Origin of the sequence: Pseudomonas putida (genome assembly GCA_041879295.1) — a bacterium.
Classification (GTDB): Bacteria; Pseudomonadota; Gammaproteobacteria; order Pseudomonadales; family Pseudomonadaceae; genus Aquipseudomonas; species Aquipseudomonas putida_Y.
The window spans coordinates 5,430,420-5,445,622 of the sequence record CP047152.1 but is presented as its reverse complement, the minus strand read 5'-3'; the positions used below and the strand labels follow the sequence as shown (position 1 = coordinate 5,445,622).

General features: G+C 61.1%; 10 protein-coding genes. All 10 read left to right on the top strand.

The features are described 5' to 3' along the window. The first annotated feature begins 333 nt into the window (after window positions 1-333). Window positions 334-4,779, top strand: coding sequence for a glutamate synthase large subunit (gltB, locus tag GST84_24755; GenBank protein XGB15380.1), 4,446 nt, complete (start codon window positions 334-336; stop codon window positions 4,777-4,779). Between the two features lie 123 nt (window positions 4,780-4,902). Next, window positions 4,903-6,321: an FAD-dependent oxidoreductase gene (locus GST84_24750; GenBank protein XGB15379.1), complete on the top strand. Its 1,419-nt coding sequence runs from the start codon at window positions 4,903-4,905 to the stop codon at window positions 6,319-6,321. A 194-nt stretch (window positions 6,322-6,515) separates the two neighbouring features. Next, complete coding sequence (hemE, locus tag GST84_24745) at window positions 6,516-7,580, top strand: uroporphyrinogen decarboxylase (GenBank protein ID XGB15378.1); 1,065 nt, start codon at window positions 6,516-6,518, stop codon at window positions 7,578-7,580. 116 nt (window positions 7,581-7,696) lie between these two features. Continuing rightward, window positions 7,697-8,056: a NirD/YgiW/YdeI family stress tolerance protein gene (locus GST84_24740; protein ID XGB15377.1), complete on the top strand. Its 360-nt coding sequence runs from the start codon at window positions 7,697-7,699 to the stop codon at window positions 8,054-8,056. 106 nt (window positions 8,057-8,162) lie between these two features. Next, entirely contained in the window at window positions 8,163-9,632 is a 1,470-nt protein-coding gene (gene gbpA / locus GST84_24735; GenBank protein XGB15376.1) for an N-acetylglucosamine-binding protein GbpA, read from the top strand. A gap of 56 nt (window positions 9,633-9,688) precedes the next feature. Next, window positions 9,689-10,201, top strand: coding sequence for a hypothetical protein (locus GST84_24730; GenBank protein XGB15375.1), 513 nt, complete (start codon window positions 9,689-9,691; stop codon window positions 10,199-10,201). A 136-nt stretch (window positions 10,202-10,337) separates the two neighbouring features. Next, window positions 10,338-10,700, top strand: coding sequence for a hypothetical protein (locus GST84_24725; protein XGB15836.1), 363 nt, complete (start codon window positions 10,338-10,340; stop codon window positions 10,698-10,700). Continuing rightward, a complete protein-coding gene (gene gspD / locus GST84_24720) occupies window positions 10,697-12,535 on the top strand; it encodes a type II secretion system secretin GspD (GenBank protein ID XGB15374.1) in 1,839 nt (612 codons plus the stop codon). Before GST84_24725 ends, gspD begins: the two co-directional genes overlap by 4 nt. After that, the gene (gene gspE, locus GST84_24715) at window positions 12,532-13,995 is read left to right on the top strand and encodes a type II secretion system ATPase GspE (protein XGB15373.1); all 1,464 of its coding nucleotides are present in this window, start codon (window positions 12,532-12,534) and stop codon (window positions 13,993-13,995) included. Before gspD ends, gspE begins: the two co-directional genes overlap by 4 nt. Before the next feature lie 2 nt (window positions 13,996-13,997). Next, window positions 13,998-15,203 carry a type II secretion system inner membrane protein GspF gene (gene gspF, locus GST84_24710; protein XGB15372.1) on the top strand — a complete coding sequence of 402 codons (1,206 nt, stop codon included), beginning with the start codon at window positions 13,998-14,000 and terminating at the stop codon, window positions 15,201-15,203.

Here is a 15,203-nt window from a genome sequence, read left to right as displayed (position 1 = left end):
CGAATTCTAGCTTTCGACTAGCCTGCTGCGCCCGAGCGCGGCAGGCTTTTCTGTCCCGGACTGCCGGCCACAAGCCCCTAGTTGCAGTCATGGCTGAAACGCTTCAGACTCGAGTCAAGCCGCTATCACGGCGCATGGCGCAAAAACATTCAAAATTGCGACATAAATTTTCAATGCCGAGACATGAAAATTTGTGGGCATCGCTGTCGCTGTGCAACAATGGTTTTCCATGACCACCGCAAAAAAGCTGGCGTTTGATCGGCGTGGATGGTAAGTGGTTGTTAAAAAAGAGATTTACCTCCGTTGAGAGGTGAACCTGGTGAGAATGTGTCTATGAAAACAGGTCTGTACCATCCCGAAGAATTCAAGGACAACTGTGGTTTTGGCCTGATCGCCCATATGACGGGCGTGCCGAGCCACCACCTTCTGCAAACTGCCATGCAGGCGTTGACGTGTATGACCCACCGCGGCGGCATCAATGCCGACGGCAAGACCGGTGACGGTTGCGGTCTGCTCATGCAGAAGCCCGATCAATTCCTGCGAGCCGTGGCCCAGGAGCACTTCGCTGTCGAGCTGCCCAAGCAGTACGCCGTCGGCATGGTGTTCTTCAACCAGGACCCGGTCAAAGCCGAAGCTGCCCGCGCCAACATGGACCGCGAGATCCTCGCCGCCGGCCTGAAACTGGTCGGCTGGCGCAAGGTGCCGATCGACACCAGCGTCCTCGGCCGCCTGGCCCTGGAGCGCCTGCCGCAGATCGAGCAGGTGTTCATTGGCGGTGAAGGCCTGAGCGACCAGGAGTTCGCCATCAAGCTGTTCAGCGCCCGTCGTCGTTCGTCGGTGGCCAACGCCCACGACGCCGACCACTACATCTGCAGCTTCTCGCACAAGACCATCATCTACAAAGGCCTGATGATGCCGCGCGATCTCGCGGCGTTTTACCCAGACCTGGGTGACGAGCGCCTGCAAACCGCGATCTGCGTGTTCCACCAGCGCTTCTCCACCAACACCCTGCCGAAATGGCCGCTGGCGCAGCCGTTCCGCTTCCTCGCCCACAACGGCGAGATCAACACCATCACCGGCAACCGCAACTGGGCCGTGGCTCGTCGCACCAAGTTCGCCAACGACCAGATCCCCGACCTCGAAGAGCTCGGCCCGCTGGTCAACCGCGTCGGTTCCGACTCGTCGAGCATGGACAACATGCTGGAACTGATGGTCACCGGTGGCATCGACCTGTTCCGCGGCGTGCGCATGCTGGTACCGCCGGCATGGCAGAACGTCGAGACCATGGACGCCGACCTGCGCGCCTTCTACGAATACAACTCCATGCACATGGAGCCGTGGGATGGCCCGGCCGGTATCGTCATGACCGAAGGCCGCCACGCGGTGTGCCTGCTCGACCGTAACGGTCTGCGCCCGGCGCGCTGGGTGACCACCACCAATGGCTACATCACCATCGCCTCGGAAATCGGCGTATGGGGCTATCAGCCTGAGGAAGTGCTGGCCAAGGGCCGTGTCGGCCCGGGCCAGATCCTTGCCGTGGACACCGAAACCGGCCAGATTCTCGACACCGACGCCATCGACAACCGCCTGAAGTCGCGGCACCCATACAAGCGCTGGTTGCGTCAGCACGCTACGCGTATCCAGGCGACACTGACCGACGACCAGGGCGTGGCCAGCTACGACGCTGACCAGCTCAAGCAATACATGAAGATGTTCCAGGTTACCTTCGAAGAGCGTGACCAGGTGCTGCGCCCGTTGGGTGAGCAGGGCCAGGAAGCCGTTGGTTCGATGGGTGACGACACGCCGATGGCCGTGCTGTCGCAGCGCGTGCGTTCGCCATACGACTTCTTCCGCCAGCAGTTCGCTCAGGTGACCAACCCGCCGATCGACCCGCTGCGCGAAGCGATCGTGATGTCGCTGGAAATCTGCCTGGGTGCCGAGCGCAACATCTTCCAGGAGTCCCCGGAGCACGCTTCGCGGGTAATCCTAAGCTCGCCGGTCATCTCGCCTGCCAAGTGGCGTTCGCTGATGAACCTGGAGCGCGAAGGCTTCGACCGCCAGCTGATCGACCTCAACTATGAGCAAAGCGTCGGCCTGGAAGCAGCCATCCGCAACATTGCCGACCAGGCCGAAGAAGCTGTGCGTGGGGGCAAGACCCAGCTGGTGCTGAGCGACCGTTATATCGCCCCGGGCAAGCTGCCGGTGCACGCTTCGCTGGCCGTGGGTGCCGTGCACCACCGCCTGACCGAAAAGGGCCTGCGTTGCGACAGCAACATCCTGGTGGAAACCGCTACCGCCCGTGATCCGCATCACTTCGCCGTGCTGCTGGGCTTCGGTGCCTCGGCCGTTTACCCGTACCTGGCGTATGAAGTACTGGCTGACCTGATTCGTACCGGCGAAGTGCTGGGCGACCTGGATGAAGTGTTCAAGTACTACCGCAAGGGTATCTCCAAGGGCCTGCTGAAGATCCTGTCGAAGATGGGGATCTCCACCATCGCTTCGTACCGCGGTGCACAGCTGTTCGAGGCCATCGGCCTGGCCGAGGAAGTGGTAGGCCTGAGCTTCAAGGGCGTGTCCAGCCGCATCAAGGGTGCGCGCTTCGAAGACCTGGAAAACGACCAGAAGCTGCTGGCGGCCGAAGCCTGGAGCGCGCGCAAGCCGATCCAGCAAGGCGGCCTGCTGAAGTTCGTCCACGGTGGCGAATACCACGCCTACAACCCGGACGTGGTCAACACCCTGCAAGCCGCCGTGCAGCAGGGCGACTACGCCAAGTTCAAGGAATACACCACGCTGGTGGACCAGCGCCCGGTGTCGATGATCCGTGACTTGCTCAAAGTGAAGGTGGCCGACCAGCCGCTGGCGCTTGAGCAGATCGAGCCGCTGGAGGCGATTCTCAAGCGCTTCGACTCGGCGGGTATCTCGCTGGGTGCACTGTCGCCGGAAGCTCACGAAGCGCTGGCTGAGGCCATGAACCGCCTGGGCGCGCGCTCCAACTCTGGTGAAGGCGGCGAAGACCCGTCGCGCTATGGCACCATCAAGAGCTCGAAGATCAAGCAGGTGGCCACCGGCCGTTTTGGTGTGACTCCGGAGTACCTGGTCAACGCCGAAGTGTTGCAGATCAAGGTTGCCCAGGGCGCCAAGCCCGGTGAGGGCGGCCAGTTGCCGGGCGGAAAGGTCAACGGCCTGATCGCCAAGCTGCGTTATGCGGTGCCGGGCGTGACCCTGATCTCGCCACCTCCACACCACGACATCTACTCGATCGAAGATCTGGCGCAGCTGATCTACGACCTCAAACAGGTCAACCCGCAGGCGCTGGTATCGGTCAAGCTGGTAGCCGAAGCGGGCGTGGGCACCATCGCCGCTGGTGTGGCCAAGGCCTATGCCGACCTGATCACCATCTCCGGTTACGACGGTGGTACCGGTGCTTCGCCGCTGACCTCGATCAAATACGCCGGCGCCCCTTGGGAGCTGGGCCTGGCGGAAACTCACCAGACCCTGCGCGGCAACGACCTGCGCGGCAAGGTGCGAGTGCAGACCGACGGCGGCCTGAAAACCGGCCTGGACGTGATCAAGGCGGCCATCCTCGGTGCCGAAAGCTTCGGCTTTGGTACCGCGCCAATGATTGCCCTGGGCTGCAAGTACCTGCGCATCTGCCACCTGAACAACTGCGCCACCGGCGTGGCCACCCAGAACGACAAGCTGCGCAAGGACCACTACATCGGCACCGTCGACATGGTGATCAACTTCTTCACCTTCGTCGCCGAAGAAACCCGCGAGTGGTTGGCCAAGCTGGGCGTGCGCAGCCTTGGTGAACTGATCGGCCGTACCGACCTGCTCGATGTGCTGCCAGGTGACACCGAACGCCAGCAGTACCTGGACCTGTCGCCGCTGCTGGGCAGCTCGCACATTCCGGCGGACAAACCGCAGTTCTGCGAAGTCGACAAGAACCCGCCGTTCGATCTGGGCGAGTTGGCCGAGAAGATGGTTGATATGGCCATGCCGGCCATCCGCGACCAGGCGGGTGGCGAGTTCAGCCTCGACATCTGCAACTGCGACCGCTCCATCGGTGCGCGTGTGTCGGGCGAAATCGCCCGCCTGCACGGCAACCAGGGCATGGCTGCGGCGCCGATCACCTTCCGCTTCAAGGGGACTGCGGGCCAGAGCTTTGGCGTGTGGAACGCTGGTGGCCTGAACCTGCACCTGGAAGGCGACGCCAACGATTACGTCGGCAAAGGCATGACCGGTGGCAAGGTCACCATCGTGCCGCCAGCCGGCAGCCCGTTCGAAACCCAGCACAGCGCCATCGTCGGCAACACCTGCCTGTACGGTGCCACTGGCGGCAAGCTGTTTGCCGCAGGTACTGCGGGCGAGCGCTTCGCTGTACGTAACTCCGGCGCCCATGCTGTTGTCGAGGGCACTGGCGATCACTGCTGTGAATACATGACCGGCGGCTTTGTCTGCGTTTTGGGCAAGACCGGTTACAACTTCGGTTCTGGCATGACTGGCGGCTTTGCCTACGTGCTCGACATGGACAATAGCTTCGTCGACAAGCTCAACCACGAGCTGGTGGAAATCCAGCGTATCAGTGGCGAAGCGATGGAGGCCTACCGTAGCCACCTGGCGCGTGTCCTTGCCGAGTATGTGGATGAGACCGGCAGTGAGTGGGGGCGTGAGCTCTCGGAGAACCTGGACGACTACGTGCGGCGCTTCTGGCTGGTCAAGCCGAAGGCAGCCAACCTGAAGCAGCTGTTGTCCAGCACCCGTGCCAACCCGCAGTAAAAACAGCTGCAAGTGGCAAGCCTCAAGCTGCAAGTAATGGCAGTACGAGGTTTGCCCGGCTTAAGTGATCGTCTTGCGGCTTGCAGCTTGTAGCTTGCAGCTGCTGTAAAGAGGTTTTGAAAAATGGCTGAACGTCTGAACAATGACTTCCAGTTCATCGAAGTGGGCCGAAAGGACCCGAAAAAAAAGCTGCTGCGCCAGCGCAAGAAGGAGTTCGTGGAAATCTACGAACCGTTCAAGCCGCAGCAGTCCGTAGAGCAGGCGCACCGCTGCCTGGGCTGCGGTAACCCGTATTGCGAGTGGAAGTGCCCGGTACACAACTTCATCCCCAACTGGTTGAAGCTGGTCTCCGAAGGCAACATCCTGGCCGCGGCGGAACTGTCGCACCAGACCAACACCCTGCCCGAAGTATGCGGCCGTGTTTGCCCGCAAGACCGCCTGTGCGAGGGTGCCTGCACCTTGAACGACGGCTTTGGCGCGGTGACCATCGGCTCGGTGGAGAAGTACATCACCGACACCGCCTTCGCCATGGGCTGGCGCCCGGACATGTCCAAGGTCAAGCCAACCGGTAAACGCGTCGCCATCATCGGCGCCGGCCCGGCGGGCCTGGGCTGCGCCGACGTCCTGGTGCGCGCTGGGGTAACCCCGGTGGTGTTCGACAAGAACCCGGAAATCGGCGGCCTGCTGACCTTTGGCATCCCCGAGTTCAAGCTGGAAAAGACCGTGCTCAGCAACCGCCGCGAAGTCTTCACCGGCATGGGTATCGAGTTCCGCCTGAACACCGAGGTGGGCAAGGACGTGACCATGGAACAGCTGCTCGCCGAGTACGATGCAGTGTTCATGGGCATGGGTACCTACACCTACATGAAGGGCGGCTTCCCGGGCGAGGACCTGCCGGGCGTGCATGACGCACTGGACTTCCTGATCGCCAACGTCAACCGCAACCTGGGCTTCGAGAAGTCGCCGGAAGACTTCGTCGACATGCAGGGTAAGAAAGTGGTGGTGCTGGGCGGTGGTGACACCGCGATGGACTGCAACCGTACCTCGATCCGTCAGGGTGCCAAGGCGGTGACCTGTGCTTATCGTCGTGACGAAGCCAACATGCCGGGTTCGCGCAAAGAGGTGAAGAACGCCAAGGAAGAGGGCGTGAAGTTCCTCTACAACCGCCAGCCCATTGCCATTGTGGGTGAGGACAAGGTCGAAGGCGTCAAAGTGGTCGAGACCCGCCTGGGCGAGCCTGATGCCCGTGGCCGCCGCAGCCCTGAGCCCATCCCGGGCTCCGAAGAGATCCTGCCGGCAGATGCCGTGGTGATCGCCTTCGGCTTCCGCCCGAGCCCGGCGCCGTGGTTTGAGCAGCATGGCATTCAGCTGGACAGCCAGGGCCGTGTGGTTGCCCCGGAGAAGGGCAAGTTCAAGCACCAGACCAGCAACCCGAAAGTGTTTGCCGGTGGCGACATGGTGCGCGGTTCGGACCTGGTGGTGACTGCGATCTTCGAAGGGCGTACGGCTGCCGAGGGTATCCTGGACTACCTCGAAGTCTGAGGTTCGACCTGTTCGCGGGCATGCCCGCTCCCGCAGGGTTAAGCGCAGAACCCGTGGGGGCAGGCATGCCCGCGAAGCTTTTGTATACAAAAACGCTTGATCTGTGGCATCCAATAGACAAAACACATGGCCATGGCCGTGCCTTTTGCGCTGGTGTCTGAGAAAATGCCCGCACTATTTTTCCGGATGCCGACATGACTGCCCTGAAGAACGATCGTTTCCTGCGTGCACTGCTCAAGCAACCCGTAGACGTCACCCCGGTGTGGATGATGCGCCAGGCCGGCCGCTACCTGCCGGAGTACCGCGCCAGCCGCGCCAAGGCCGGTGACTTCATGAGCCTGTGCATGAACCCGCAGTTCGCCTGCGAGGTCACCCTGCAGCCGCTGGACCGCTACCCGCTGGACGCGGCGATCCTGTTCTCGGACATCCTCACCATTCCCGATGCCATGGGCCTGGGCCTGTACTTCGAAACCGGCGAAGGCCCGCGTTTCAAGAAGGTCATCAGCACTCCGGCCGACATCGAAGCGCTCCCAGTCCCGGACCCACAGAAAGACCTTGGCTACGTGATGGACGCGGTCAGCACCATTCGCCGTGAGCTCAATGGTCGTGTGCCACTGATCGGCTTCTCCGGCAGCCCGTGGACCCTGGCCACCTACATGGTCGAAGGCGGCTCGTCGAAAGACTTCCGCAAGACCAAGGCCATGGCCTACGACAACCCGCAAGCCCTGCACCTGCTGCTGGACAAGCTGGCCCAGTCGGTCACCAGCTACCTTAACGGCCAGATTCTGGCCGGCGCCCAGGCCGTGCAGATCTTCGACACCTGGGGCGGCAACCTGTCGGCGGCGGCCTACCAGGAGTTCTCACTGGCCTACATGCGCAAGATCGTCAGCGGCCTGATCCGCGAGCACGAAGGGCGTAAGGTGCCGGTGATCCTGTTCACCAAGAACGGCGGCTTGTGGCTGGAAAGCATTGCCGAAGCCGGTGCTGACGCGCTGGGCCTGGACTGGACCTGCGAGATCGGCGACGCCCGTCGCCGTGTGGGTGACAAGGTGGCGCTGCAAGGCAACATGGACCCGACCGTGCTGTACGCCAAGCCTGAAGCCATTCGCAAGGAAGTGGCGCGCATCCTGGCCAGTTATGGCCACGGCACTGGCCATGTGTTCAACCTTGGTCATGGTATTACCCCGGAAGTCGATCCGGAGCATGCCGGTGTGTTCGTCAATGCTGTGCACGAGCTGTCGGCGCAGTACCACCAGTGACTTGATGCACTGCTCAGTAAACCCGGCTTCGATGCCGGGTTTTTTGTGCATTAAGTTTTAATTCAGCGATCGTCGTTAATCTGGTCCCATCGAAACCGAAACAGGACCCGATCCTCATGAAAACCCATTATCTCGCACTGATCCTCGTCCCGCTGTTCAGTACCGCTGCCCTTGCTGGCAGCTATACGGGCCCTGGTGCCCAGCCAGTTTCCACCGTGGCTGCTGCCAATGATGCCGCCGATGATACTCCGGTGGTGCTGCAGGGGTTCGTGACCAAAAAGATCAATAACGACGACAAGTACGAGTTCAAGGATGACACGGGCACCATAACCGTCGAAATTGACGATGAAGATCTCCCGCAGACACCGTTCAACGAAAAAACCAAGGTCAAACTGACTGGTGAGGTGGAGAAGCACCTGATGAGCAGGGAGGTCGATGTAGATGTTGTCGAACTCCTCACCCCGGTTGGGCGATAGCAGCGCGTGTAACGAGCTAATTCCTACATATTGATCCCTGGCGCGTAAATAGACTGGGCCACTCAGTCGGGCTTGCTGGTGCAAGTCCATTACGCCGGGGGGCATCATGAGTACAACAAAGAATGTGCGAAGGCTGTTGGCTACCAGTGTGTGGGTAGCAATGGCCGGTGCGGGTATACAGGGACAATTGGCCTATGCCCATGGTTATACCAGCGAGCCGCCTTCGCGCGCCTACGCCTGTCGCTTGGGGCAAAATACCGAGTGCGGGGCAGCGACGTACGAGCCCCAGTCAGTCGGAGAAACCGTTAAAGGATTCCCTGCACGTGGCCCTGTCGACGGCAAACTCGCCAGTGGTGGAGAGCGAGGTGACTTTGCTCCGCTTGACGAACAGTCTGCCAATCGTTGGCACCTGACCACTATCAAGCAGCGCGACATTACCTTCGAGTGGCATTACACCGAAGGGCACAAGACAACCGGTTGGGAATACTTCATCACCAAGGCCGGTTGGAATCCCAATTCACCCTTGGCGCGCGATGCGTTCGAGTTGACGCCTTTCTGCAAGGTAGATGGCCACGGCAAGCCGGCGCGCGGCGAAGGTCAACCCACCGTCGGGCCATCGCCGGTCAAGCATCAGTGCACCTTGCCGGCAGACAGGTCGGGGCACCATGTCATCATGGGTGTCTGGACTGTCGATGATACGGCCGCCGCGTTTTACAACGTGATGGATGTGGATATCCAAACTGATGGCGGCCCTGTTCCGCAATGGCCACAAGTAGGCGCCATCAATCCACATCGGGACTTGCAGATTGGCGACAAGGTGAAGGCCCGTGCGTTCGTGGCGGGTTCAGAGAGCGCGCCTTACAGCGTGAGTATTACCATCGAGAACGCTGAAGAAGGCCTTGCACCCAACTGGTCGTACAAGCTCGCCACGCGTATCAATGAAAGCCAGTCGCTGGTACAGGCAGGTCAACCCGATCAAGAAGGCAATATCACGCCGGTACAGGGCGCCAACAATATCTATGCAAAGCCTGAGACAGGTATCAGCAGCTATCAGTTGGACTTCGAAGGCGTGCCTTCGGATGACAGCTATCTGCACCTGCATGATCTCAAGTCGGAATATACCCTGACTGATGGAAAGGCGGCGCTGGACTTCACGGTGATGACCAACCGTAACTTGCAGGTGAGTGCGCGGCTGTACGATTCAGCCAACCAGCAGGTCGGCTTCGTCCGTCAGCAAGTGGATGCCACCACCAGCCCGATTTCTCTGCCGGTAGCCAGTGTCGAAGGCGAGCACCTGCTCAAGGTTGTCGGTGTCAATAAAACCGGGCGCATATTGCTTCAGGAGGAGCGCAAGGTTCAGTTGAAGACGGCCGGGGGTGAAGGCTACGACTTCGAATTCCCGCAATCGCTTGCCAGTTACAAGGCAGGAACTCGCGTCCTGCAACCGAAAACTGGCGAGGTGTTCGAGTGCAAGCCATTCCCGTATGAAGGCTGGTGCAAGATCTATTCGGAAAGTGCCAGTCAGTATGAGCCAGGTGTGGGCAGCAACTGGCAAGACGCCTGGATCAAACGCTAAGGAGATCTGGCCTGGCAGCCTGAGTTGGGCTGCCGGGTCAGGCTCGGGACTTTTCGATGTCGCAAGATAAATATGCTTGGCAACAGGTTGTGTTGCACTGGATCTCTGCCCTGATTATCGGTTGGGCGCTGGCGAGTGGTTTCTATGTTTCCCTGGTTGAGGTCCAACCCTCCAGCGCTGACTTCATCGGCTTCGTGAATGTTGGGCTGACCACGCTTTTTATCCCGGTTTTTCTCATGCGTTGGCTGCTTCGCGTGTGCATGGCCAGGCCAGGCGCGGTACACCAGAGTGTCGCCGGGCGCCGGGTAGCTCATTTCGTCCATGAAGGGCTGTACTGGCTCACGGCATTGGTTCTGCTGTCCGGTGTGCTGATGATGGACCGACCGATCGAGGTGTTCGGCTGGTTTGCCATAGCGCCCTTGCTTGTTGACCCTTCATGGCTGGATGCCTGGCGCAAGTTGCACGTTGCAGCAAGTACGTTGCTTGCTGGCGCCATGTTGCTGCATGTCGTAGCGGTGGTAATGCACGAACTTTCGGGTCGACGCATCATTCGGCGGATGTTGCCTTGAGTCGATGAAACGGTTGGGGCATTGGGCCTGGGCGGCGATACCTGTGATGACGATGGTGGCGCTGGGCATCCGCGAAACGGTACGGCCATGGTCATTTGAACCTGAAGTGCCCGAAGGTTTCGCCCACAGCGCACCTTTGGAAAAGCCGCTCTCCACGGCATCACTGGTCCTGGCCTTCGGTCTCAGCTCGCCTGACGGGCAACCTACGGGCCGGGCTGATCTGGTGCTCAAGGCATGCTTCATTCCCAGCCGTGGCGAAGCGCGTGCGCTTGTGGGCAGCCGGGACGGTGACGCCCTCTATCGGGTCGGCGACCGGTTGCCGGACGGGAGCGTTGTGCGCCGTATCGAGGTGCGCAGCATCACGCTCTGGGACGGCAGCGTCGAACAAAGCGTGGCGATGTCCGGCAGCCGCCCCAGTATATTCCTTACCTCTGGCAGCGCGGCTGTGGCTGGCCCTGCTCCAGCAGATCCACCCCGCTTGTTGCGGGAGGTGCAATGACTTTACAACGCTATTTGCAGGTTGCCTTGGTCGGCACTTGCCTGTCTGTGGCCGGCACGTTGGCATTGGCAGATACTGCAACCTGGCAGTTGGCGATGAGCGATGCCGATGTGCGCGATGTCGTACGGGAAGTCGGGGCAATTCTGGATCAGACGATCGTGCTCGACCCTCGCGTGCAGGGGCGTATCACCGTGCTATCGAATGAGCCGCATGATCGCGAGGGCGTTCGCCGGCTGTTTTATTCGGTATTGAATGCGCAGGGTTTTGCAGCGGTGAACGATGGCGACCGCTTGCTGGTGCTTCCAGCCAGCGAAGCCAAGGTCTGGGCGAACCAGCAAGCCGACGCGATCCCTGCTGCCTTCACCACGCGGGTGTTCAGCCTGTCGGGCAGCATTGCCGCCGATCTGGCGGGCTTGCTGCGGCCGCTGGTATCGAGCAATGGCTACATTGGCCCGTCCAGTTCTGCCAATGCCTTGGTGGTTACCGACTCGGCTGCGAACCTGGACCGCTTGCAAGCCTTGGTGGCACAACTGGACAGCGGTCAGCGACATGACTATGAGCTGGTGACATTGCGTACGGCACAGGCTGCTGAAGTATTGCCTGTCGTCGAAGCATCGGCCGGTGGCCCCGATAGCGGTGTACGGGTACTTGCAGATGTGCGCGGTAATCGCCTGCTTGTTCTCGGCCCGGAAAAGTCCCGGCAACGTATGGCGCAGCTGGCCCGTGACCTGGATGTGGCGGCACCGGCCTCTTCGCAAAACTGGCGGGTGGTGCGCCTTCAGCATGGCAATGCCGAGCAGTTGGCCGAGGTACTGAACGATGTAGGCAAGCAACTGGATGGCAAGGCCTATAGCGAGAGCCCGGCCCCGGCGTTGGCGGCTGGGGTAATGGTCAAGGCCGATGCCAGTCAGAATGCGCTGCTGCTGTTGGGGGAGCCACGCATGCTCGACAATGTGGCGCAAATGATCGCGCAGTTGGACCAGCCCCGCGCGCAGGTGCTGATACATGCAGCCATTGTCGAAGTCAGCGGGGATATCAACGAAGCTCTGGGCCTGCAGTGGGGCGTCGATACCGGCAGCCTGAAAGGCGGCGTGACCTTCCCCGACAGCGGGGCTGCTTTCGCTGATCTGTTCGACGCGGACAAACTGTTGCCCAGCGGCGCAGCGCTGGCCATTGGGTCGGACAGGTTTGGCCTGCTGGTGTCGGCTCTGGCCAGCAACAGCCGAAGCAACCTGCTTTCCACGCCCAGCCTGCTTACGCTGGACAACCAGGAAGCGCAGATTCTGGTGGGCCAGAATGTACCGTTCAAGACCGGCTCCTATACCACTTCCGGCAGCGGCGCGGACAACCCGTTTACAACCGTGGAACGCAAGGATATCGGTATCAGCCTCAAGGTTCGCCCGCATATCAATGAGGGCCGGAGCCTACGCCTGGAGGTCGAGCAGGAAAGCTCCGAACTCGCCCCCAGCACCGTCGAAGGCGACCTGATCACCAGCAAGCGAACGCTCAAAAGCACCATCCTTGCCGCCGATGGCGAGATCATCGTGATCGGAGGGTTGATCAAGGACAGCGTGCGTACCGAGCAGCGAGGGGTGCCTCTGTTGAGCCGCATACCGCTGATAGGCGGGCTTTTCCGCTGGAGTCGGGACATTCAGGAGAAGACCAACCTGATGGTCTTCCTGCGGCCTACCCTTTTACGTACCCAGGCTGAACTGATCGATTCGGGGCGCCGCGCTTACCGTGATGTGCACTCAGCCGATCCGCAGCGTATGCCTCGGGAGGCCCGCGAGTTGTTCGAAACCCGGCCTGTCCCTACCCGGGAGCCTGGCTCTTGAACCCTGAACTCTCATTCGGCTTTGCCCGGCGCCACGGCATTCTGCTGGACCGGCAGGCGGCAGAACCGGCCGTTTTGATGCGCGACAGCGCCTCGCTGCAGGTGCTTTCTGAGGTGTTGCGCGTGACAGGCAGTCACTGGCCGCTGCGTCTGGTCGATGAAGGGCATTTTGCCGAGCGCCTTGCCGCTTGCTATGGCGGTACTCAGGACGCTGCCCATACCGTCATCCAGGGGCTGGATGAGCAGATTGACTTACCACGCCTGGCGCAAGCCTTGCCGCAGTCATGCGACCTGCTCGACCAGCAAGGGGACGCGCCGATTATCCGCTTGCTCAATGCCTTGCTCAGCGAAGCAGTCAGGTCGCGCGCCTCGGATATCCACTTGGAAACCTTCGAACAACAGTTGCGGGTACGCATGCGTATCGATGGCGTCATGCGTGAGGTCCTGTCGCCGCCACGGGCGCTGGCGGCGCTGCTGGTGTCGCGTATCAAGGTCATGGCGCGTCTGGATATCGCCGAGAAGCGTGTGCCCCAGGATGGCCGCATCAGCTTGCGCCTGGCAGGCCATGAGGTGGATGTGCGGGTGTCGACGTTGCCCGCTGCTCACGGCGAGCGCGTTGTGCTGCGGTTGCTGGACAAGCAGGCAGTGCGCCTGGATATCCAGCACATGCAAATGGAGGCTTCGGTGAGCAAGGCCTTCCTCGCCATGCTGGACAGGCCAAATGGCATCTTCCTGGTTACAGGACCAACCGGGTCCGGCAAGACCACAACGCTTTATACGGCGCTTTCGGTGCTTAACCGGGAGTCCCGCAACATTCTTACTGTCGAGGATCCGATCGAATATCACCTGCCCGGCATAGGCCAGACCCAGGTCAACACCAAGGTGGACATGACCTTCGCCCGAGGTCTTCGGGCGATACTTCGCCAAGATCCGGACGTTGTGATGGTGGGCGAAATTCGTGACCGTGAAACTGCCGATATTGCCGTGCAGGCATCCCTGACCGGGCATCTGGTGCTCTCGACCTTGCATACCAACAGCGCTTTGGGGGCCATCACGCGGCTGGCGGACATGGGCGTTGATACCTGCCTGCTTGCTACTTCCCTTGCCGGCGTCATGGCTCAGCGGCTGGTGCGGGTGCTGTGCCCGCACTGCAAGGCTGCCTGTGTGGTCGATGATGCCATGGCCAGTGCCCTGGGCTACCCCAAGGAGCTGCCGACGCATGTCTATCAGGCGGTGGGGTGTGAACAGTGTCAGCAGGGCTACAGCGGCCGCCTGGCGTTACACGAAATGGTTGTCGTCGATGAACAGTTGGCCCAGGCGATTCACGCCCGGGCGTCACAAGCGACCATGCGCGAAATAGTCCGTGGCGACTCAGCCAGCCTGTTTCAGCATGGCGTGCAAAGGGTCTGTATGGGACAGACCAGCGCCGCAGAACTTTTGCGCGTGACTGGCCAGGACTGAGCATGGCGGTTTTCAGCTTCATCGCACGGAACAATAGCGGCGTTCGTCAGCGCGGCTGCGTAGAGGCCAGTAGTGCGCAACAGGCCCGGCAGCAGCTGCGTGATCAGGGCCTGTTCGTGCTCAAGGTCAAAGCGGCCAGGCAGTCTTCATTTTCCATCGTGCCCGTGCGCAGGCGATTGACGCTTGCCCGGCGGTGCCTGTTGACGCGTCAACTGTCGACCCTTTTGCAGGCGGGCGTGCCGCTGACCGAGGCGCTACAGGCGGTGGCTGCCCAGAACGGTCAACGGCAGGTCCGGCAGGTGTTGCTCGGGGTCGCTGAGCGGGTAGTGGAAGGCAATACGTTTGCAGATGCACTGGCGCACTACCCATTGGCATTCCCGGTTGTCTACCGCGCAACCATAGCTGCTGCAGAGCGCTCCGGGTACCTGGCTGCCGTGCTTGAACGGTTGGCCGAGCATGGCGAACATCAGCAGGCGTTACGCCAGAGGGTACAGCTGGCGATGGCCTATCCCGCGATCCTGATGGTGGTATCGCTGTTGGTGGTGGGTTTTCTGCTCGGTTATGTAGTACCGGACGTTGTTCAGGCATTCAGTCGTGACCACGCCCAACTTCCGCTGGCGACACGGGTATTGATCGCGCTCAGTGACGCGGCCGGGCGCTATGGGGTGATCGCAGTGCTGGCGCTGGCTGCGTTGATCGCATCGATTGCCCTGGCACTTCACCACCCCGCACGCAAACGGCAATGGCATGCCCTGGCGTTGCAGTTGCCCGGCTATGCCGAATTCGTTCGCACACGTGAAGCCGCCCGCTTCGTCAGTACCCTGGCAATTCTTGGCCGTAGTGGTGTCGTGCTGGTGGAAGCAATGAGCATTGGCGCCGGGGTAGTCGGCAATCTGGTGCTACGGGAACGCTTGCTGACTGCCGTGCGCGAAGTAGCCGAAGGTGCAACGCTGGCCAGCAGTCTGGCGCGCAGTAAAACCCTGCCTGCGCTCATGCTGCACATGATTGCCAGTGGTGAGCGAGCAGGGGAGCTGGACAGCATGCTCGAGCGCGCTGCCGACCTTCAGGAAAAGCACCTGGCAGGTCGTATCTCGTTACTGGTCAGCCTGTGCGAGCCCCTGATGCTGCTGGTGATGGGGGGCATCGTGCTGTTCATCGTCCTGGCCATTCTGCTGCCTATTCTCAACCTCAACCAACTGGTCAACTGA